The following is a 20,669-nucleotide window of genomic DNA, read 5'->3' as shown; positions in this document are numbered from 1 at the left end:
GATGCCGGTACTGCGTACCCTCGACGACCTGGGCGGGCAACTCGCCTTCTACCTGCGCGCGTTCGCCTGGGCGCCGCGCACGCTGCGCCGGTACAAGCGCGAGGTGGTCCGCCTGCTGGCCGAGATCAGCTTCGGTCGGGGCGCGCTGGCGGTGACCGGTGGCACGGTCGGGGTGATCTGCTTCCTGACCTTCTTCACCGGCACGGAGGTCGGGCTACAGGGCTACCAGGCGCTCAACCAGCTCGGCAGCAGCGCCTTCACCGGTTTCGTCTCGGCGTACTTCAACACCCGGGAGATCGCGCCACTGGTCGCCGCGCTGGCGCTGTCGGCGACGGTGGGGTGCGGGTTCACCGCCCAGCTCGGGGCGATGCGGATCTCCGAGGAGGTCGACGCCCTGGAGGTGATGGGCGTACCGTCGCTGCCGTTCCTGGTCACCACCCGCATGATCGCCGGCTTCGTCGCGGTCATCCCGCTGTACGTGCTCGGCCTGCTCTCCAGCTACCTCGCCACCCGGACCATCGCAATCTTCTACTTCGGACAGTCGGCGGGCACCTACGACTACTACTTCCACCTCTTCCTGCCTCCGGTGGACGTGCTCTGGTCGTTCGGCAAGGTGATGGTGTTCAGCCTGATAGTCGTCCTGGTGCACTGCTACTACGGCTACACCGCCAGCGGCGGACCGGCCGGCGTCGGAGTGGCCGTCGGCCGCGCCGTACGCACGGCGATCGTCTCGGTCAACATCGTCGACTTCTTCCTGTCGCTGGCCATCTGGGGCGCGACCACGACCGTCCGGATCGCGGGGTGAACGGATGAGCATGGAACATCGTGGATCGGTCGCCGGTCGGCGGGTACTCGGCGTCGTCTTCGTGGTGGTACTGGCCGCGGCGCTGTCGCTCGCCGTCCTCCAGTACCGCAAGGTGTTCACCCCGGTCGCTTGGGTGACCCTCTACACCGGAGCGACCGGAATGCAGCTCAGCCCCGGCGCGGACGTGAAACTGCGTGGTGTGCCGGTCGGCGAGGTACGCGAGATCGACAGCGACGGCGACCAGGCCCGGCTCCGGCTCGCGCTCGACCCGGCGCTGATCGGACGGATTCCGGCCGACGTCAGCGCCCGACTGCTGCCGAAGACCCTCTTCGGCGAGCGGTACGTCGCACTGCTCGCCCCACCCGACTCCACCGCCGGACCGATCCGGGCCGGGGCGGTGATCAGCCAGGACCGCAGCCGCAACGGGGTCGAGCTGGAACGGGTGCTCGACGCGGCACTGCCGCTGCTCCAGTCGATCCGACCCGACAAGCTGGCCAGCACCCTGGCCGCGCTGGCCACCGCGCTCGACGGCCGGGGCGAGCAACTCGGAAAGAACCTGGAGGCGCTGGACGGCTACCTCAGGGAACTGAACCGCGAACTGCCGACGATCACCGAGGACGTACGCCGGCTCGCCGCCGTCCTCGACGCGTACGACGCGGCACTGCCGGACCTGCTGGACATCCTGCGGGACGTCGTGCCCACGGCGACCACCATCGCCGACCAGCGCACCCAGCTCGCCGCGTTCCTCGCCGACACCACCGACGCCGCCGACGTGACCCGGATCTTCCTCGACCGGCACGACGACCAGCTCATCCGGTTCGGCGAGGTGACCCGGCCGGTGCTGGAACTGCTGGCCACCTACGCCCCGGAGTATCCGTGCCTGATGCGTGGGCTGGTGGCGCTGCAACCCCGGGTCGAGGAGGTGTTCCGGAACGGCAGGATGCACATCACCCTGGAGGTCACCCGGGACAACGGGGCGTACCAGCCCGGCCGGGACGACCCGGTGTACGGCGCGCGGACCGGTCCGCAGTGCCGGGAACTGCCCAACCCGTCGCCGCCGGCCCCGGAGGTCCAGGTCAATGACGGCTACGACCACGGCGGCTCCCGGCCCGGTCCGGTGAAGCTGCCGGTCGGAATCCCACCGGCAGCCGGGTCGGGCCCCGCCACCGGCTCCGCGCCCGCGATGGGGTACGCCGGCACGGCCGAGGAACAGGACCTGATCAAACCGATCATCGGCGCCGCCACCAACACCCTGCCGGTGGAGGTCCCCGACATCGCGGTGCTGCTCTGGGGCCCGCTGCTACGCGGAGCGGTGGTGAACCTCCCTTGACCGAGCGGAGCGAGGGCATCAGCCAGCTCAGCCAATCGGGTCATGACGCCGACGAGCGAAGCGAGGAGACGGCATGACCATGAAGAGTCTTACCCGGGTTCCGGTCGCGTCGTTGGTCAAGCTCGTCGCCTTCGCCGTGGTGACGCTGCTGCTCACCGCGCTGCTCGGCCAGGCCCTCGGCTCGGTCTCGTTCGGCGGCACCGACTACCGGGCCAGGTTCACCGACGTCACCGGCCTGCTTCCCGGCGACGACGTCCGGATCGCCGGAGTACGGGTGGGCCGGGTCGACAAGATCCGAGTCGTCGACAACAGCGTCGCCGAGGTATCGCTGACGATCACCGAGGAGGTGCCGTTGACCTCGACCGTCCTCGCGAAGATCCGGTACCGCAACCTGATCGGCCAGCGCTACGTCGCGCTCGCCGAGGGAGCCGGCGCCGGCCCGCCACTGCGCCCGGACGGGCTGATCCCGCTCACCCAGACCACCCCGGCGCTCGACCTGACCACCCTCTTCAACGGATTCCGGCCACTGTTCACCGCGCTGACTCCGGACGACGTCAACAAGCTGGCGTACGAGATCATCCAGGTCCTCCAGGGCGAGGGCGGTACGGTCTCCAGCCTGCTGGCGCACACCGCCTCGCTGACCAACACCCTGGCCGACCGGGACGCGGTGATCGGCCGGGTGGTGACGAACCTGAACTCGGTGCTGGCCACCCTGGCCGACCGGGACGACGAACTCGACCAGACGATCCGCTCGTTGCAGCAGTTCGTCTCCGGCCTGGCCGGTGACCGGGAGGCGATCGGCGAGGCACTGGTCAACCTGGGCAAACTCACCGGCACGACCGCCGGACTGCTCGCCGACGCCCGGCCGGCGATCGCCGCCGACGTGACCGCGCTCGGCGAACTGGCCGGCACCCTGAACCGCAACTCGGCGGTGCTCGACGGGACGCTCGGCCGGCTGCCCGGCCGGTACGAGGCGTTGACCAGGACCGCCTCGCACGGATCCTGGCTCAACTTCTTCGTGTGCGACTTCGACGGTCGGGTCGCCCTGGCCGGTCAGGGCGGTATCAACCCGGCCACGTTCAGCTCCACGGCAGCCCGGTGCGCCGGACCGGCAGGTGCCCGATGAAGCCGTTCCGGGAACGCAACCCCGCCGTCGTCGGCGCGGTCGGGCTGGCCGTACTGGCCGGAGTGCTGCTGGCGGCGTTCCGGCTCGACGACCTGGTGGCGCTGCGCGACCGGCCGTACCAGGCGGCGTTCCGGGACGCCAGCGGCCTGGCCGTCGGCAACGAGGTCCGGGTCGCCGGGGTACGGGTCGGCAAGGTGACCGAGGTGGACCTGGCGCGGGGCGACACCGGCCCGTACGTCCGGGTGCGGTTCCGGCTCGACGACGACGGCGTACGGCTCGGCCGGGACACCGGGGCGACGATCCGGATCAAGACGGTGCTCGGGCAGAAGTACCTCGCGCTGGCTCCAGCGGGATCGGGCCGGCTGCCCGAGAACGCCGAGATCCCGTTGACCCGCACCGCCTCACCGTTCGACGTGATGCAGGCGGTCACCGGCCTCGCCGGCACCTTCGACGAGATCGACACCGAGCAGTTGGCGACGGCGTTCACCGCCCTGTCGGAAACCTTCGCGGACACCCCGGCGAACGTACGGTCCTCGCTGGACGGGCTCTCCCGGCTGTCCCGGACGGTCGCCAGCCGGGACACCGAGCTGCGTGAACTGCTCAGCCGGGCCCGGGACGTCACCGACGTACTGGCCGCCCGGGACGAGGAGTTCCGGCGACTGGTCGCGGACGGGACCCTGCTGCTGGCCGAGGTGAGCCGGCGGCGCGACGCGATCCACGATCTGCTGGTCGGCACCCGGGACCTGGCGAGCCAGCTCTCCGGACTGGTCGCCGACAACCGGAGCACGCTGGAGCCGACGCTGCGGCAGTTGCGCGGGGTGGTGGCCACGCTGCAACGCAACCGGGACAACCTGGAGCGCACGTTGCAGCGGATGGGGCCGTTCCTCGACTCGTTCACCAACGTGCTCGGCAACGGGCGGTGGTTCGACTCATACCTGCGCGGACTGCTCCAGCCGTACGTGCCGACGACGGGAGAGCGACGCTGATGTCGCCGACGACGGGAGAGCGACGCTGATGTCGCCGACGACGGGAGGACGCTGATGCGCCGGCCGACCCTGCCCAGCTCGGCGAAACGGCGGAGGGCGCTGCTCGCCGCCGTACTGGCGGTGCTGGTTGTCGCGGCGGCGGCGGTCGCCGTGCCGTACCCGGGTACGCCGCAGCGGCGCCTCGTCGCCCACTTCACCCGGGCGGTCGGGGTGTACGTCGGCTCGGACGTACGGGTGCTCGGGGTCCGGATCGGCGAGGTCGTCGCGGTCGTACCCGAGGGACGGACGGTCCGGATCGAGCTGCGGTACGACGCGAAGCACGACATCCCGGCGGACGCGTCGGCGGTGATCGTCCCCCCGAGCCTGGTCAGCGACCGGTACGTGCAGCTCACCCCGGCCTACTCCGGCGGCGACCGGCTGCCCGACGGGGCGGACCTGCCGGTGCGGCGGACGGCGGCGCCGATGGAGATCGACGACATCTACCGCGCGCTGGACGACTTCAACCGGGCGCTCGGCCCGACGGGCGCGAACGCCGACGGCGCCCTATCCGACCTGCTCGAGACCGGCCGGGCCAACCTGGCCGGCAGCGGCGCGGAGCTGCACGACACCCTCGACGGGCTGTCCCGGGCCCTGGCCACCCTCGCCGAGGGGCGGCAGGACCTCTTCGGCACGGTGGCGAACCTGCAACAGTTCACCACCGCGCTGGCCCGCAGCGACCAGCAGGTACGCAGCTTCAATCAGCAGCTCGCCGACGTCGCCGGCCAGCTCGCCGCCGAACGGGACGACCTCGCCGCCGCGCTGCGGAACCTGGCCGCCGCGCTGGCCGACGTCACCGGGTTCATCCGGCAGAACCGGAGCCTGCTGAAGTCCAACGTGGACGCGCTGGCCGACGTCACGGGCGTGCTGGCCCGGCAGCAGAAGGCGATCATCAAGATCCTGGACGTGGCGCCGCTGGCGCTGTCCAACATGAACCTGGGCTACAACGCCCGGTCCGGCACCCTGGACACCCGGGACAACATCCTGGGGCCGTACGACCCGGCCGCCTACGTCTGCGCCGTGCTGGCCGACCTGCTGCCGGCGCCGAAGGTGCCCCGGCGCTGCTTCGAACTGGCCCAGACCCTCAACCTGAAACGGCTTCCGCTGCCGGAGGAGCTGCGCAAGCTGCTCAACCTGCCGCCCACGACGAAGCGCGGACCGGCGACCCCGAAACCGGCGACGCCCGGCCCGTCGGGGGCGAACCCACCGGCCCCCGCTCCCAGCCAGGGGGCGCCGGGCCCGGAGGTGTCGCTCGACCGCACCCTCGGCGGAATCCTGCGAGGCATCCGATGAGCGCTCCCAGGTCCGGGGTACGTCGATCGGCGCCGGCCGCGCTGGCGGCGGTGCTGACGGCGACGGCGGTCGCGGTCGGCGGCTGTGGCATGCCGGAACTGGCCGACCTGCCGCTGCCCGGCGGCGCGCCGTCCGGTCCGGCGTACCGGGTGACGGTGGAGTTCACCGACGTGCTCGACCTGGTGCCGCAGGCCGCCGTCAAGGTCAACGACGTGACCGTGGGTTCGGTCGAGGAGATCTCCCTGTCCGGGTGGACCGCCCGGGCCCGGCTACGGATCGACCGCGCGGTACGGCTGCCCGCCAACGCCACCGCGGCGGTCCGGCAGACCAGCCTGCTCGGCGAGAAGTACGTCGCGGTCGCCGCCCCGGTCACCGAGTCCGCCAGCGGGCAGCTCGGCGAGGGCGCCGTCATCCCGCTGTCCCGGACCAAGCGGTCCGCCGAGGTCGAAGAGGTGCTGGCGGCGCTCGGGCTGCTGCTCAACGGCGGTGGCCTGGCCCAGCTCAAGACGATCAACGAGGAGCTGTCGAAGGCGTTGGAAGGGCGGGAGTCGACCGCCAAGGACGCGCTGCGCCAGTTGGACGCCTTCGTCGGCGGACTCGACCGGCAGCGGGCCGACCTGGTCCGGGCGGTGGACGCGCTCGACCGGCTGACCGGCCGGTTGTCCCGGCAACGTGCGGTGCTCGGCGACGCGCTGGCGGCACTCGACCCCGGTCTCGGGGTACTGGCCGCGGAGCGGGACCAGCTCAGCGACGCGGTGACCGCGCTCGGTGAGTTGGGCCGGGTCGGCAGCCGGGTCGTCGTCGAGAGCCGCGAGGACACCGTCGCCAGCCTCCGGGCCCTGCAACCGATCCTGGACCAGTTGGTCCGGGCCGGTGACGCCCTGCCGAAGTCGCTGGACTTCATGCTGTCGTACCCGTTCCCGCCCAACGTGACCGGTGCGATCGTCGGGGACTTCATCAACATGTCGCTGACCGCCGACCTGGACGCCGCGACCATCCTGGCCAACCTGTTCTCGGCGAAACCGGTCGCGAAGCCGCCGCCGAGATCCCGGTCCGGCAGCTCCGGCCGGAACCCGTCCAACCCGTCGGGCGGTGGCCAGCGTCCCGGCGGGACCGATGATCGGCCGGACGGGATCGGGCCGCTGCTGCCCGGCGTACTGCCCGCGATCTGTCTGCCGGTCGGCGGCCTGCTTCCGCTGGACTGGCTGCCGCCGCTGCTGCCGGAGTGCAAACTGCCGCCCGAGTGCAAGCTGCTGGGACCGGGATCCCTGCTGCCACTGGGCGGGTTGCTGCCACCGGGCGGTGTGGTGCCGCCGGGGACCGTCTTCCCACCCGGTACCCGGCTGCCGCTGGGCACCATCCTGACCCCCGGCTGCCTGCTGCCGCCACCGGACGGGGCGACGAACGGGCGGACCGGCGGGCTGCTCGACGTACTCGGCGGGGGGCTGCTCGAATGATCGGACGTACGGCGCGACTACAGGTCCTGGTCTTCCTCGTGGTGAGCCTGCTCGCGGTCGGCTACGTGGCGGTGCGCTACGTCGGGCTCGGCGACCGGCTGTTCGGCGCCGGTTACCTGGTGCACGCCGACTTCGCCGAGGCCGGCGGCATCTTCCCGAACGCGTCGGTCAGCTATCGGGGCGTACCGGTCGGACGGGTCGAGCAGGTGACCCTGCGCGCCGGTGCGGTCCGGGTGGACCTGCGCCTGGACGGAAAGGTCCGGGTGCCCGCCGGCCTGCGGGCGGTGGTGTCGCAGCGCTCCGCCGTCGGCGAGCAGTACGTCGACCTGCGCCCCGAGCGCGACGACGGCCCGTACCTGCGGAACGGCTCGGTGATCCCGCCGGACCGGACCGGGGTACCGCTGGCCCCGGAGACCCTGCTGGCCAACCTGGACGCGCTGGTCCGGTCGATCGACCCGGACGACCTGGCGGTGGTCATCGACGAGCTGGGAGTGGCGTTCGAGGGCAACGAGGAGGCGCTGCGCCGGATCCTCGACGCCGGCGGCGACCTGTTGGCCGAGGCGACCGCCCGGCTGCCCGAGACGGTGGCGCTGATCCGGGACGGCCGGACGGTGCTGCGTACCCAGGAGGAGTCCGCCGCCGCGTTGCGGCGCTGGGCGGACGGGCTGGCCCGGCTCGCCGCGACGCTCCGGGCGGCCAACCCCGACCTGCGCCGGATCCTCGCCGACGGACCGCCCGCCGCGACCGAGCTGGTCAGACTGGTACGCGACCTGGACCCGTCGATCGGCACCCTGCTCGGCAACCTGGTCTCGGTGAACGGGGTGGCCGCCCGGCGGCTGCCCGGCATCGAACACCTCCTCGTGGTCTACCCGCTGGTGGTCGACGGCGGCTTCACCGTCGCCCCGGGGGACGGCACGGCGCATTTCGGGCTGGTGGTGAACATCGGCGATCCCCCGTCGTGCGTGTACGCCGGGTCGAACGCCCGCTGCACCGGCGCGGAGACCGCTCGCGGCTCGAACGTGCGGGGCATCGGGAACGTTCCCCGACCCGGTGGCGGCGATCCCGCTCCCCCAGACCCGGCACGGCCGCCGGCACCGGAGTCGGACGACAACGCCGACACCGGCGCCACCGACGACGAGTCGGTGCTGCCGGTCCTGGGTGGCCCGGTCGCCGGCTACGACCCCGCGACCGGCGTGGTCCTCGGGCCGGGTGGCGCCCCGCTGACCTTCGGCTCGACCGGCGGGCAGTACCAGCTCGCCGGTGACCAGTCCTGGAAGCAACTCCTGCTCGCCGGCCTAGCGCCCTGATCATCCGAGGAGCCGACCCATGCCAACCGGCGAGGAACGCAGGTTGAAACTGGTCAAGGCCGCACCGATCGTCGAGCCGACCTCCGGCGGCGACGACCTGGAGCCTCTGCGCGTCGAGGCACGACCGCCGGCCGACAGGGTACGGGCGCCGGCCGACGAGATACGGGCGCCGGCCCGCCGTCGGCGACAGCCCGCTCGCCGTACCGTGACCCGTCGGGTCCCGGAGCCCAGGGATCCGGTGGAATCGATCCTGAAACGGCTCGACCAGGAGCCGGCCGATCCCGACCAGGAGCCGATCGATTCCGAGGCGCGGATCGTCCCTGAGGAGCCGGCCGGTCCCGACCCGACATCGTCGGCCCGGTCCGCCAAGGTGGCAACCGCCGAAACTCCCACCACCGAAACTCCCACCACCGAGACCCCTGCCGCCGACGCTTTGGGTACCGACGCCGCTTCCGACTCCGACTCCGTGGACGAGACGTTGACGGCCGGCCCGGACGCGCCGCGACGCCGTCTTCGACGGTGGATCCGACTCGGCGGGCGTCTTCGGCGGCCGGCTGCTCGGCCCGGACCGCAGGAGCGACGGCCGGGAACCACGGTCGCACTCGCCGCCGCGCTCTGTGTGGCGCTGGCCCTGGCCGGTCTGCTCGGCTACCAGTGGTATCAGGACCGGGCGGTGGAACAGGCACGGGCGCACGCCCTGGCCGCCGCGAGGCAGACGACGGTCAACTTCGTCTCGGTCAGTGCGTCCAGCGTGGACAGTGACCTCCAGCGGATCACGGCCGGCGCTGCCGGAGACTTCAAGGAGGAGTTCACCCGGGGCCAGGCCCAGGTCCGTGCGGCGGTCATCGAGAACAAGGTCGAGTCCACGGGTACGGTGCTGCGCGCCGGCCTGGTCTCCGGGAACCTGCGTTCGGCGGTGGCGCTGGTGGCGGTGGACGCGACCGTGAAGAACGTGCACGCCCCCGACGGGCGACCCGCGCACTACCGCATCCAGGTCGACCTGACCCGGGACCGTGACTCCGGCGCCTGGCTGGTGTCCCGCCTACAGTTCGTCGGCTGAGAGGAGCCCTCATGCGATCGTCCGCCGCCGCACTGGCCCGACGACTGCGCCTACGGCGCCGTACCGGAGAAGGCCCGGCCGGGACCTCGGAGAACCCGGCCGGGACCTCGGAGAACCCGGCCGGGACCGGAGAAAGCCCGACCGAGGCCGGCGAGAGCCCGACCGGGGATGCTGCCGGCGGCCCGGAGCCGGACGGTACCGGGCCGCGCCGGCGCCGGTACGCCGGCAACCGCCTGCACCTCGTCCTCGTGGTGGCCACCGTGCTGGCCACCGGTGTCGCCGGCACCGCCGGGTACGCCCACCACCGCACCGGCGAGCGGGACTCGGCGGTACGTCAGGCGTTGGCCACCGCCGGCCCGGCCGCCAAGGCGATCTTCTCCTACGACTACCGCAGCTTCGACGCCAGCGTGGCGAACGGTCGGGCGTTCGTGACCGGCCCGTTCGCCGACGAGTACGCGGAGACGACGTCCGCGCTGAAGTCGACCGCCGTCACCGAGCAGGCGGTGGTGCTCGCCGAGGTGTCCGCCAGCGGAGTGGTCCGGGCCGATCCGGAGCGGGTCGAGTTGCTGGTCTACCTGAACCAGTACCGGCGCAACGTCAACACCGACGGCGAGAAGGTCGACCAGAACCGGGTCGTCCTCGAACTGCGCCGGGTCGGCGAGGAGTGGAAGGTCTTCCGGGCCACCGCCATCTGACCCACCCCGCCCGGTCAGGGTGCCGGGTCGGGGCAGATCTCGGGCCGGGGACGGTGCCGACACCGCCCGGGTGCCGCCGCGACATCCGGCGCTGGTTGACTCTCCTGCCATGACGCAAGATCCCGAATCCGGAACCGCCGACCGGACGGGGGGCCGTCCCCTGCTCTGCGAGCCCTATCTGCTCGATCCCGGCCCGTCGAGCGCGTACGTCGTGTGGCACACCGAGGAGCCCGGCATGGGCCAGTACGTGCTGCTCGGTGCCGGGGTGACCGCGATGACCGAACGGCAGGCGGTGGACGCCGCGACCGGAGACCAGGAGTCCGGGCCGGACTGGCGGCGGTTCACGGCCGACACCCACCGGCTGACCCGTACCCGGGAGGACGCCGACTCACGGGTGCCCGGACAGAACTTCCCGGCGGTGGCGCCCCGGCCGGTGTACCGGCACCTCGTCCAGGTCACCGAGCTGCCCGCCGGGCGTACGCCGTACCGGGTGGTGTCGGTCGACGATCGTGGCCGGGGCACGGTCACGGCGGCGTACTCGGTCGCCGCGGCGGCACCCGGCGAGGCGGGCGTACGGCTGCTGCTGACCAGTGACCACCAACTGAAGGGGATGACGCCGGCCAATCTGGAGAAGGTCGCCGAGACGGTGGGGTTCCGGCTCGACGGGGTGCTGATGGCCGGCGACATGGTCAACGTCTCGGACCGGGCGAGCGACTGGTTCGACTGCGACAGCGGGCTCGCCTTCTTCGCCAGCATGTCCGGGCGGGCGGAGCACACGATCGCCGGCCGCACCTACCGGGGTACCCCGTTGCTCCAGCACACGCCGATCTATCCGGCGATCGGCAACCACGAGGTGATGGGCCGGTGGTCCGAGACGGAGAGCCTGGAGAGTCAGTTCACCGACCCGCAACCCCGGAGAGTGGCCGAGGAGCGCTGGTCCGAGGGGGACGGATCCGGGCAGGACGCACCCGGGGATGCCTGGCTGGCGGATCGGTCCTGGGACGTCACGACGTACGAGGAACTGTTCCCGTACCCGCGCAGTGCGGCGGGCGGGCCGCGCTGGTGGTCCCGGACCATCGGCGACGTACACCTGATCACGCTCTTCGTGGCGACGATCTGGCGGCCGGGCGTGACGCCGGGGCGGGGCATGTTCTCCGAGGGCGCCGCCACGCGGGCGGATCCGACCCGGTGGGGACACGGCCAGTTCATCTTCGAGCCGGTCCACCGGGACTCGGCGCAGTACCGCTGGCTGGAGCGGGAACTGACCTCCGCACAGGCGCGTCGGGCCCGGTTCCGGGTGGTGATGTTCCACCAGCCCGGTCACGGGCTCGGCGACAACTCGACACCGCCGTTCACCGATCCGGTCCCGACCGTACGCCGCGACCCGGACAGCGGCGCGGTCCGCTCCGTCGAGTACGCCTATCCGCTCGCCGAGGACCACATCCTGCGCGATCTCGAACCACTCTTCTCCGCCACCGGCGTGCACCTGGTGCACAACGGGCACGCCCACCTGTGGAACCGGTTCCGGAACCCGGCCGGGGTCAACTGGCTGGAGACCTCGAACGTGGGCAACAGCTACGGCGCGTACGACACGTCGTCCGGGGTCTCGCGCACCCTGCCGGACGGTCCGGACTACGTCCGGCAGGGTGATCCGGGCGGACTGGTACCGATCGTGCCGACCATCGCACCGCTGACCGGACCGGCCGGCGCACCGCTGCCGTACGTGGCCAGTAACGACATCACGGTTTTCACGATTCTGGACTCGGCGGCCGGGGTGGTCCGGTCGTACCGGTTCGACACCCGGGATCCCGATTCGCCGGTGGTGCTGTTCGACGAGTTCCCGCTCGCCTGAGCTCTCGTCCGCTTCCTCGCCGCAGCCTGAACCGCAGCGTGAACCGCAGCCTGAACCGCACACCACCGGCGCGGTTCGGCGGCGGGGCGGCCGGAGTCAGTCCGGCGGCTCCTGCGCGGTCACCGTCTGCTCCGAGGTGCGCCGTTCCAGAAACGAGTCGGGGGCGGCCTCGTCGGCCGTCGCCGAGTCGACGGAGTGCCGCTCGGACTCGGCGACCGCGACGCCGCCCGCCTCCCGTCGGTCGGAGTCGGCGAGGATGGCCGCCGCCTGCTCCCTGGGGTCGTCGCTGCCCGCCGCCCGCTCCTCCGGCAGCAGGTGGGCGGCCCGGTTCTCGACCCGATCACTGGTGTCTTCGCTCATGGCATGGGTCCATACCCGCCGCCGACGCCCGCTACGCGTCGGCGGCCACCTGGAACCGCCGTGGTACCAGAGGATCGATGACGAGACCGATCAGCCGTCTCGCCTCGGCATGCCCTTGAGGTGGCGGCCCATCTCCCGGGCGATCTCGCGGTTCGCGTCCCGTTCGGCGAGGGCCTGCCGCTTGTCGTACGACCGCCGGCCACGGGCGATGCCGAGCTCGACCTTCGCCCAGCCGTTCTCGAAGTACATCGACAGCGGCACGAGTGTCAGCCCCGGATCGCGTACCCGGTCCAGGATCTTGTTGATCTCGACGCGGCGGAGCAGCAGCTTCCGCAGCCGCCGGGGCTGGTGGTTCGTCCAGGTGCCGTACGCGTACTCGGCGATGTGCAGCCCGTACAACCAGAGTTCCCCGTCCCGCTCCTGGGCGAAGGAGTCCACCAGCGAAGCCTGGCCGGCCCGCAGGGACTTGACCTCTGTCCCGCGCAGCGCGAGGCCCGCCTCGTACGTCTTCAGGATCGCGAAATCGTGTCGCGCCTTCTTGTTCGAGGCGATGAGCTTACGACCGACTTCCCTGGACGCGGCTGCCTCCCGATCACGTCGCCTTCGCCGTCACACCATGCTACGACGAAGGGCCGGTGGCACCGGCCACCGACCCTTCACGTGCGCTCGCCGGTCAGCGAGTGCAGATCACCATGTCGATGGTGAACGGACCGGTTTCCGGCAGCGCGAACACCGCCGGCTCGGTGCCGGAGCACGGGACGTACGGGCCGCTGAGATACCGTCCGCCGTCGGAGATGCCGTAGCTGAGCTGGACCGACTGGTTCGGCAGCACCGGCAGGCTGAACGCGCCGTTCCCGATCGACGTGAAACTGATGATGTCGCCGGTGCCGGTGTTGTGCACCATCAGGTGCCCGCCGCCCAGCGGCCGGCCGTCCTGGCTCCGCACCGTGCCCCGCAGCTCGATCCCGGGCCGGAGAGCGAGGTCGTAGCCGCTGGTGCCGCCGGCCGTGACCGTGACCGGAGTCGCGTCGTGGCGGTTGGCGACGCCGCCGGACCACTGCCCGAACCCGTCCTGCTGGAAGAGCAACGGCCAGGCGTACGGGCCGAGCCCGGTCACCTCGTACCGGCCGTCGGAGTCGGTGACGATGTCGTCCGGCGGACCGCTGCCCGGTTGGTAGCCCAGCAGGTTGACCCGGACGTCGGCGACCGGAGCACCGGTCTCGTTCGTCACCCGGCCACCGATCGCACCGGCCCGGTCGAGTAGCACGGTGGGACCGGCCACGGTGGTTCCGGCGACAGCCACCACGGTCGCCGCCGAGCGCTGGTCACCGGTGCCGCCCGACGGTCCCACCCACTGCCGGCCGTACGAGCGGTCGTCGATGGGGTCGGCGAACAGGTGGTACGAACCGGCCTTGAGTGCGCCGAGCGTCATCACGCCGGCACTGTTCGAGCAGTCTCCGTGCCCGTCGGGGAGCCGGGGGTCCCGCACCGACAGCGCGGTGACGCAGACGCCACGCAGCGGCAGCCGGGTCTCCCGGTCCAGCACCGTGGCGGTGACCCGGGCTGCCCGGTGGAGCGCGACGGTGATGTTCACCGTCTGGTTCGGCACCGGCGTGATCCACTCGGTGTCGGTCATCAGGTAGGTAGGGCTGTCGGTATAGACGCGAAACTGCTGCGGCACCGTCGGACGGTTGGGGATGGTTACCCGGCCGGTGCCGTTGCTGCACCAGTCCTCGACGCAGAACCTGCCGATGATGCTGCCGGTTACGGCGTCCACGGCCGTGATCCGGACCGAGCCGGTGGCCAACAGACTGTCGCTGACCCGGGTCTCCTCGCCCGCGGTCACGACGACCGGATCGGCCTGTTCCGGGGCGAGCTTGCCCTTGTAGTACTGGCTGAGGCCGCCGTGGTAGTACGACAACTGGTAGGAGCCGGCCAGCAACCCCGTGATGTTGAAGTCACCGGCGCTGTCGGTGCTCGCGTTGCCGGCAGGATTTCCCCGGAAGCTGTAGAGGCTGACGTCGGCGCCGACCGCCGGTGTGCCCGCGGCGGTGCTGAGCCGGCCGGCGAGGCTGCCGGTGCCGAGCACGGTGTCGTCGGCGACAACCTCGCCATCCGCCGGCACCTCGAACCGCTTCGCCTCCTCCTCGTCGAGCCTGCCCGGGACGAACTGCTGCTGGTTCGAGTCGGCCAGCGGCCGGAAGGAGACGGTGTAGGTGCCGGGCAGGACGGCGACGGTATACCGGCCGTCGGCGTCGGTCAGGCGGTAGCTGAAGCCGGACTCGTCGTGCCGGGTGAAGGAGAGCAGGAGATCGGGGACCCCGGTGCCCGCCGCGTCGCGGATCTGCCCGGTGATGGTGCCGCTGGCGAGCAGTTGCTCGTCCACCGTCGTGGCCACCCCGTCGGTCACGGCGATGTCGTCTGCCGCCCCGAGGTCGCTCTTGCGGTGGTAGAACTGCTCCGGCCCGCCGGATGGCGTGAAGCTCAGGACGTAGGGCGCGGTCTTCAACCCGCCGAACCGGTAACTACCGTCGGGTTCGGTGACGGTGGTGCCGATGAAGTCCCGCAGGTTCTCACCGCCGGAGTAGAGCGCCACGGTGGTGTCGGCGGCGGGCTGACCGGCGGCCGTCGTGACCTGGCCGGTGATCGATCCGGTGGGGGCGGCGGCCAGCGCAGGTGGTGCGGCCGACAGGACAAGAGCCCCGAGGACCGCACCGCTCAGGGCGGCGCGTCTCAGGCGTACGAAAGTCATGGCGGTTCCTCAGTGGTGGTGGAAGGCGGGACGCCCCGATTTCGGTGGATGACCGCGCCGGTCCGCGTCCCGCGGCCAGACCGACGCCGGGATAGTAGATCATCGCTACGACGGTTTCCCGGATATTCGCCCGGACCGTCCAATGTCGTCGGTCGGGGCGCCGCCGAGGGCGATGGCGACGGGAAATCACTGGGCGGTGCCGGAGCGGGGCACTAGCGTGACGTGGTGCCAACTGATGCTCGGGCCGACGAGAGCCTCGCCCCGGACTGGCGTGCCGAGAGCGACTCGTGGATGGCGGAACGGCTGGCGGCGCTCGGCGGCAGGAGCACCGGGCCGGTGCGGACCGTCCGGGTCCGGGCCTGGTCGATTCTGCGCCAGGTGCCGACCAGCACCGGCGTGGTGTGGTTCAAGGCGAACGTACCGGGCAACGGGTTCGAGGCGGCCGTGGTCGAGGCGCTCGCGGGCTGGGCGCCGGACTTCGTCGTACCTCCGTTGGCGGTCGACCCGGACCGGGGCTGGCTGCTCTCCCCCGATGGTGGGCCGACGCTGCGGGCGGCGATGGCCGACCGGCCCGACCCGGACCGCTGGGCGGAACTGCTCTCCAGGTACGCCGAATTGCAGCGCCTCGTGGCCCCGCACGGTGACCGGCTGGTCGGTCTCGGCCTACCGGACCTGCGGCCCGGCCGGATGCCGGCGGCCCTGGCCGACCTGCTGGCCGACCCGACGGTCATCCTGGCCGCGCCGGTCCGGGCCGCGCTGGTCGCGCTGATCCCCGAGTACGACCGTTGGTGTGCCGAACTCGCCGCCGACGGACTGCCGCCGTCGATCCAGCACGACGACCTGCACGACGACAACGTCTTCGTCGGCGGCGAGAGACTGCGGTTCTTCGACTGGGGCGACGCCTGTCTCGCCCATCCGTTCGGCACCCTGCTGGTGACGCTGAACGCCGCCGCCAACCGGTTCGGGTTCGATCCGACCGGACCGGAGCTGGCCCGGCTCCGGGACGCCTACCTGGAGCCGTGGACCGGACCGTGTGGCCGGGCCGGACTGCTCCGGTCGGTTCGGCTCGCGCTGCGGGTGGCGAAGGTGGGCCGGGCCCTCTCCTGGCGGCGGGCGCTGGCGGGCGCGACTGACCCGGGGTGGCAGGCTGCCCTCGGCGGTCCGCCCCGGATCGCGCCCGAGCACGCGAGCGCGGTCGGCGCCTGGCTGGAGAGGCTCACCGAGCCCGAACCCGAGCCCGGCTAGCCTTCTCGTGAGGCGTACGGACAGCTGCCGACGAGGTCGTCGCCGACGGCGGCGACTAGCCGACGGGCGTGGGCTTGCCCTGCTCGACGCAGAACTCGTTGCCCTCCGGGTCGAGCAGGGTGACCCAGCCACGCCCCTCGGCGGTGCGGTGGTCCTCGTGCAGCTTGGCACCGAGGGCGACGATGCGCTCCACCTCCTCGTCCCGGGTCAGCTCGGTCGGCACCCAGTCGAAGTGGACCCGGTTCTTCACCGTCTTGGCCTCCGGAACCCGGATGAACAGGAGGCCCGGCACGGGTGCGGGTGCCTCGACGAGCACCTCGTCGTCACCCGGCTTGTCCACATCGGACACCGGCCAACCGGTCACCTTGCTCCAGAATCCCGCCAGCTCGTACGGATCGGCACAGTCAATGGTCACGTGGCGCAGCAACATGCCGCCAACCATAGGGGACCGGGGGCACGTCACGGGCTCGGTGGCGTCCCGTCGGCAGTACCGCTCTGATCGGCTCCGGCATCGTCCGGCTCGCCCGAGACCGGCTGTCGGTCAAACTCGCTCATCAGCTTCAACACCCGCGCGACGGTCTCCTCCCGCTGCCAGTCCGCCTTCTCGTCGACAGCCTTGCCGAGTCGCCGGAGTGTGCAGGCCCGGATGATTCCAGGGATCCGGTCGAGCACCCGCGGAACGATCATGATGAGGAGCGCGATCAGGAAGGGCCAGGACAACGCCTGCGGCAGGTGGGCGACGAAGTCTGTCACCATCGGTGCGATCACCGCCCTGAGTCACAGGCACTGCGCGGGAAGGAGGTCACCCCGTTCGGTAACGGGGCCATCTCCAACTGTGCGAAGAGGTGTGCACGTTCATGTCAAGTGTGCGCGGCGTTGCACATGCGGTCAACAGTCACGGAAAATCACTCACGTCGTCACCGATCCTGCCGCGCGTTGTCGATCTCGAATCACAAGATCCCGCAGCTGCCGTCCATGACCTGCGCTACCGTCGCCAGCTCCCGTTATGCCGTCCGTAAGTCGTCGTCAAGTGGACCGTCCACCGAGAACATCTGGGCTAGCATGTGTACGCGTGCACACCCTGCCGCACATACCAGCCGCGTCAGCCGAGGTGGTCGAGGTGTCCGAGATGCTAACGGCGGACGTTCCGTCCCCCAGGGATGGCCGCGCCAACGAACTCCGGTTACAGATCCGGGAACTGATCAGGGAAGCCCGGCAGCAGCGGAAGATCAGCCAGGCCGATCTGGGCAGCGCCATCGGCAAGAACCGCTTCCTGATCATCCGGATCGAGAAGGGCGAGCAGGACCTCACGCTCGACCAGGCCGAACAGCTCGACCAGGTGCTGGGGACGACCGAACTGGCGGCGTTGGTCCGCCGGCTCGGTGACACCGCCGGAACCACGGCGGACAACCAGCGAGACCCGGTGGTCCGAAGGCTGCTGCGCGAAACGCCAGCCCTGGAGTCGGTCACGATCGTCGTCGCGGACGACCTGGACGTCTTCGGAACGATCTACGACAGCAGCAGCGACTCGCCCCGGTTGGACGCCCGCGAGGTCAACATCATCTTTCCGAGTGTGGAACGGGAACGCCAGCTCTTCGGCGGCCAACCGTTGTACGGGCACATCGAATACCAGATCAAGCACCTGGCAGACCTGCAGGGCTCGGAGTACCGCCCGTTCGGCAGCTTGCGGGTGTTCGAGTCGGACGATGTCCTCACCTCCTGTGTGATCGCCAGTACGAGGACCGGTACCCAGTGCGCGTACTGGCCGCCGCTGCCGATCGCGACCAAGGTGCAGGGCGGCAAGTTGCCGGTCATGTCGACCGTCGACACCTACACCAACGGACGACTTGAGGCTCATGTCGCACACCTACTGGCCGGTCGTGAGCCCCTGCGCACCAACGAGGCACTGTGCCGGGTCGACGAGGCCACGACCAAGCCGCGATTCACCCGCTACTTCGCGGTGGGTACGGACCAGGAGGAGGACGTCGCGGAGGACGAAGGATTCGCCGTGGCGCTCGTCCTGGCCGTCGCGCTCTGCCCGCGCAAGCACTACGGCGTGGCGCCGAGGGTGATCATGTACAAGCGGCCGAGTGCCAGACACGACCGGGGCCGCCTGTCGTTGTTCAGTAACAACGTCGACGATGCCGACATCCGGGCCGCCCGGTCGATCGAGGCGGGCACCGACCCGGAGGTGGCTCGCTCGACGCGTGGCGCCCTGGCGGCGACCCTCGACATCAACGACTATCTGAGGGGCAAGGATGGCGTGATACCCGACCTCGCCTTTCAGATCGCGGCTGCCCGCGAGTTCGCGATGTTCGGCCTGGACGTGGCGCCGGAGCGCCTGCGGCCGATACAACTCCCCACCGACCTGCGATTGATCCATAAACCGGCGGCGGGTGGACGGCCCCGCGCGGCCGTGGCTCCGCACGTCTTCGCCCTCGAACTCGATCCCACTGGCGCGGAGCCGGAGTTGGACGTCCTCTCCGCGACCGCCGACAGCGAGGTCATCGGCATCGACGACATCGCCGAGAGTTCACGCCTGAACAGCTTCCTCGTGATGGCCCGGGACGGTGGCTTCCTCCTCCCACTGATGGAGAGTCTGGGAGTGGCGGGGCGATGATGGTCGGCGAAGGCATCCGTTCCCGGCTCAGGTTCGCCGCCACCCGGCCCGGTGCGCAGACCTGGGGCGGAAGCAAGCTCCTGCCCGGGCTCCACCGGCCCCTCGGCAGCTATCCGCCGGTTCTCGCGCTGACCGTGCTGCGTGAGTCGAAGAGTCGCCCCGAGATCCTGGTCGGGGTTCGGGACCCGAAGGCCAACCGGACACACCAGAACGTGGCGAGCGTGCCGACGCGGCGGGTACAACCGGCGATCGCGAGAAGCTGGCTGTGGCACCTCCGGACCTACCGAAGCTCGTCCACCCCCGGACGACACGATCTTCGGGATGAGGTGGCGAACATCTTCAGCCGCAAGTTGGGCCTTTCCGACGCCCAGGAGCGCGGTGAGGTCCACTTCGACGTGGAGGCACTCACCGCTTTCCAGGGCATCAGCGTGATCGGCGAGCAGACCGACGGAAGCGCGGTCACCGAGAGCCTGACCATGTTCAACGCCCTGGTACGGCTGAGAAAGGGCGACGACCACGTCCCGGCGTTGACCGCGTCGTACAACCCACTCGTGTGGGCCGACATCGACGACTTCGTCGCGATGACCCGTACCCGGGACACGGGTCGGTTGAACGCGGGCCTGGAGGACTCGTTCTTCTGCGCGTACGGCCTCTGCCTCCAGACGAGCGCCAAGATGCTGGCGGCGAGCGCCGAGGTCAGACGGCTGTAGCCGGCGGGCGGCGGATCAGGGACGCCGCTCGGGTACGCAGAGGGTCAACCCCGCCGGTACGACCCGGGCCTTCAGCCGCTTCACCCGGTCCCGCGCTCCCCCGTCCAGCTCGTACGTCATCGGTTCGGCGAACCTGACGTCGATCTTGCGCCCCCGGGTGATCCGGACGAACGGCGACTCGTCGGACCGGCCCACGGCCATCTGGCCGAGCGTGCGGGCCCACTCCAGCACCCCGCTGGCGGTCGCCACACCCACCTCCAGGCAGCCGTCGTCGGGACGGGCGTCGTCGAACGCGGGAATCCCACCGGTGACCGTGCCGACGTTGCCGAACAGCACGCAGCTCGCCTCGCCGTCGAACCACTCGTCTCCGTCCACCGTTATCCGCAGCCGCGTGGTCTCGCTCCGGACGTGCCGCAGCCCGGTCCAGACGTACGCCAGCCGGCCGAGCTTGTCCTTGAGTTCACGGTCCGCGTCCCGGATCATTTCGCCGTCGAAGCCGGCGCCGGCCATCACCGCGAAGTGCTCGCCGTTCAGCCGGCCGAGGTCGATCGCCCGACGCGGCCCGGTCAGCCCGATCTGGAGTGCTTCGGGCAGATCGGCCGGAATGCCCAGGTTAGTGGCGAGCAGGTTCGCCGTACCGGCGGGCAGGATCGCCAGGGTGGTATCCGAGCCGGCCAGCGCGTCGGCGCAGCGCTGCACCATCCCGTCCCCGCCCCACACGAAGATCAGCTCGGCGCCCTCCTTGAGCGCCTTACGGACCTTCTTCGGCGCCTTGCGACTCTTCGGCACCTCGTACCAGAGCAGATCCTCGACCCCGGCGCCGCGCAACCGGGAACGCAGCTCGTCCAGGCCCCCGCCGAGGACCTTCTTGCGATGGGCGACGACCGCGACCCGGCCGACCGGCACGGGTGTCGGTTCGGGTCCCGGGGTCGCAGCGGTGGCGGAGGAGTCGGTCAGCAGGGTGCTCATGGCTGGGATCTATACCCAGCGGTCGGGCCTTCCACGCCGGGACCGGGCCGACCGCCGCGACGGACC

18 protein-coding genes and 1 pseudogene are annotated in these 20,669 nt (G+C 71.1%); 13 read left to right on the top strand and 6 right to left on the bottom strand.

Annotation, left to right across the window (positions count from 1 at the left end; genetic code table 11):
• Position 1: 1 nt before the first annotated feature.
• The 10 genes from H4W31_RS27585 to H4W31_RS27540 all read left to right on the top strand — a co-directional run bounded on the left by H4W31_RS27585 (position 2) and on the right by H4W31_RS27540 (position 11,947).
• The gene (locus H4W31_RS27585; protein ID WP_192769299.1) at positions 2-805 is read left to right on the top strand and encodes an MlaE family ABC transporter permease; all 804 of its coding nucleotides are present in this window, start codon (positions 2-4) and stop codon (positions 803-805) included.
• Between the two features lie 4 nt (positions 806-809).
• On the top strand, positions 810-2,135 hold the full coding sequence (locus tag H4W31_RS27580) for an MCE family protein (protein ID WP_225945714.1): 1,326 nt from the start codon (positions 810-812) through the stop codon (positions 2,133-2,135).
• A 73-nt stretch (positions 2,136-2,208) separates the two neighbouring features.
• A complete protein-coding gene (locus H4W31_RS27575; RefSeq protein WP_225945713.1) occupies positions 2,209-3,261 on the top strand; it encodes an MCE family protein in 1,053 nt (350 codons plus the stop codon).
• On the top strand, positions 3,258-4,247 hold the full coding sequence (locus H4W31_RS27570) for an MCE family protein (protein ID WP_192769298.1): 990 nt from the start codon (positions 3,258-3,260) through the stop codon (positions 4,245-4,247). The genes H4W31_RS27575 and H4W31_RS27570 overlap by 4 nt, the downstream gene beginning before the upstream one ends.
• 54 nt (positions 4,248-4,301) lie before the next feature.
• Positions 4,302-5,576, top strand: coding sequence for an MCE family protein (locus H4W31_RS27565; RefSeq protein ID WP_192769297.1), 1,275 nt, complete (start codon positions 4,302-4,304; stop codon positions 5,574-5,576).
• On the top strand, positions 5,573-7,033 hold the full coding sequence (locus H4W31_RS27560) for an MCE family protein (protein WP_192769296.1): 1,461 nt from the start codon (positions 5,573-5,575) through the stop codon (positions 7,031-7,033). The genes H4W31_RS27565 and H4W31_RS27560 overlap by 4 nt, the downstream gene beginning before the upstream one ends.
• Complete coding sequence (locus H4W31_RS27555; RefSeq protein WP_192769295.1) at positions 7,030-8,340, top strand: MCE family protein; 1,311 nt, start codon at positions 7,030-7,032, stop codon at positions 8,338-8,340. The genes H4W31_RS27560 and H4W31_RS27555 overlap by 4 nt, the downstream gene beginning before the upstream one ends.
• Before the next feature lie 19 nt (positions 8,341-8,359).
• Entirely contained in the window at positions 8,360-9,400 is a 1,041-nt protein-coding gene (locus H4W31_RS27550; RefSeq protein ID WP_192769294.1) for a hypothetical protein, read from the top strand.
• Positions 9,401-9,411: 11 nt separating this feature from the next.
• Positions 9,412-10,095 (top strand): hypothetical protein, encoded by a 684-nt coding sequence (locus H4W31_RS27545; RefSeq protein WP_192769293.1) that lies wholly within the window; start codon positions 9,412-9,414, stop codon positions 10,093-10,095.
• A gap of 109 nt (positions 10,096-10,204) precedes the next feature.
• The gene (locus H4W31_RS27540) at positions 10,205-11,947 is read left to right on the top strand and encodes a metallophosphoesterase family protein (RefSeq protein ID WP_192769292.1); all 1,743 of its coding nucleotides are present in this window, start codon (positions 10,205-10,207) and stop codon (positions 11,945-11,947) included.
• A gap of 96 nt (positions 11,948-12,043) precedes the next feature.
• Here the strand turns inward: H4W31_RS27540 and H4W31_RS27535 are convergent, their stop codons facing one another.
• The 3 genes and pseudogenes from H4W31_RS27535 to H4W31_RS27525 all read right to left on the bottom strand — a co-directional run bounded on the left by H4W31_RS27535 (position 12,044) and on the right by H4W31_RS27525 (position 15,059).
• Entirely contained in the window at positions 12,044-12,307 is a 264-nt protein-coding gene (locus H4W31_RS27535) for a hypothetical protein (RefSeq protein WP_192769291.1), read from the bottom strand.
• 90 nt (positions 12,308-12,397) lie between these two features.
• A pseudogene (gene smpB, locus H4W31_RS27530) lies at positions 12,398-12,883 on the bottom strand (SsrA-binding protein SmpB); the annotation flags it as partial.
• A gap of 97 nt (positions 12,884-12,980) precedes the next feature.
• Positions 12,981-15,059, bottom strand: coding sequence for a carboxypeptidase-like regulatory domain-containing protein (locus H4W31_RS27525; protein WP_192769290.1), 2,079 nt, complete (start codon positions 15,057-15,059; stop codon positions 12,981-12,983).
• A gap of 225 nt (positions 15,060-15,284) precedes the next feature.
• On the opposite strand from H4W31_RS27525, the gene H4W31_RS27520 reads away from it, so the two are divergent.
• Positions 15,285-16,304, top strand: a complete 1,020-nt coding sequence (locus H4W31_RS27520) for a phosphotransferase family protein (protein WP_192769289.1) — start codon at positions 15,285-15,287, stop codon at positions 16,302-16,304.
• Between the two features lie 55 nt (positions 16,305-16,359).
• On the opposite strand, the gene H4W31_RS27515 is transcribed toward H4W31_RS27520, so the two are convergent.
• Both H4W31_RS27515 and H4W31_RS27510 read right to left on the bottom strand, forming a co-directional pair.
• A complete protein-coding gene (locus H4W31_RS27515) occupies positions 16,360-16,734 on the bottom strand; it encodes a VOC family protein (protein ID WP_192769288.1) in 375 nt (124 codons plus the stop codon).
• Between the two features lie 29 nt (positions 16,735-16,763).
• Entirely contained in the window at positions 16,764-17,060 is a 297-nt protein-coding gene (locus H4W31_RS27510; protein WP_192769287.1) for a hypothetical protein, read from the bottom strand.
• Positions 17,061-17,433: 373 nt separating this feature from the next.
• Here H4W31_RS27510 and H4W31_RS27505 point away from each other — a divergent pair, with 373 nt between their 5' ends.
• Entirely contained in the window at positions 17,434-18,924 is a 1,491-nt protein-coding gene (locus tag H4W31_RS27505; RefSeq protein WP_225947162.1) for a helix-turn-helix transcriptional regulator, read from the top strand.
• Positions 18,921-19,634 (top strand): hypothetical protein, encoded by a 714-nt coding sequence (locus H4W31_RS27500; RefSeq protein WP_192769285.1) that lies wholly within the window; start codon positions 18,921-18,923, stop codon positions 19,632-19,634. The genes H4W31_RS27505 and H4W31_RS27500 overlap by 4 nt, the downstream gene beginning before the upstream one ends.
• A gap of 15 nt (positions 19,635-19,649) precedes the next feature.
• On the opposite strand, the gene H4W31_RS27495 is transcribed toward H4W31_RS27500, so the two are convergent.
• The gene (locus tag H4W31_RS27495) at positions 19,650-20,603 is read right to left on the bottom strand and encodes a diacylglycerol/lipid kinase family protein (RefSeq protein ID WP_192769284.1); all 954 of its coding nucleotides are present in this window, start codon (positions 20,601-20,603) and stop codon (positions 19,650-19,652) included.
• Between the last annotated feature and the right edge of the window lie 66 nt (positions 20,604-20,669).

Origin of the sequence: Plantactinospora soyae, from assembly GCF_014874095.1 — a bacterium.
Lineage (GTDB): Bacteria > Actinomycetota > Actinomycetes > Mycobacteriales > Micromonosporaceae > Plantactinospora > Plantactinospora soyae.
Note: the sequence above shows the minus strand (reverse complement) of the source record. Positions and strands in the feature narration are given on the sequence as shown.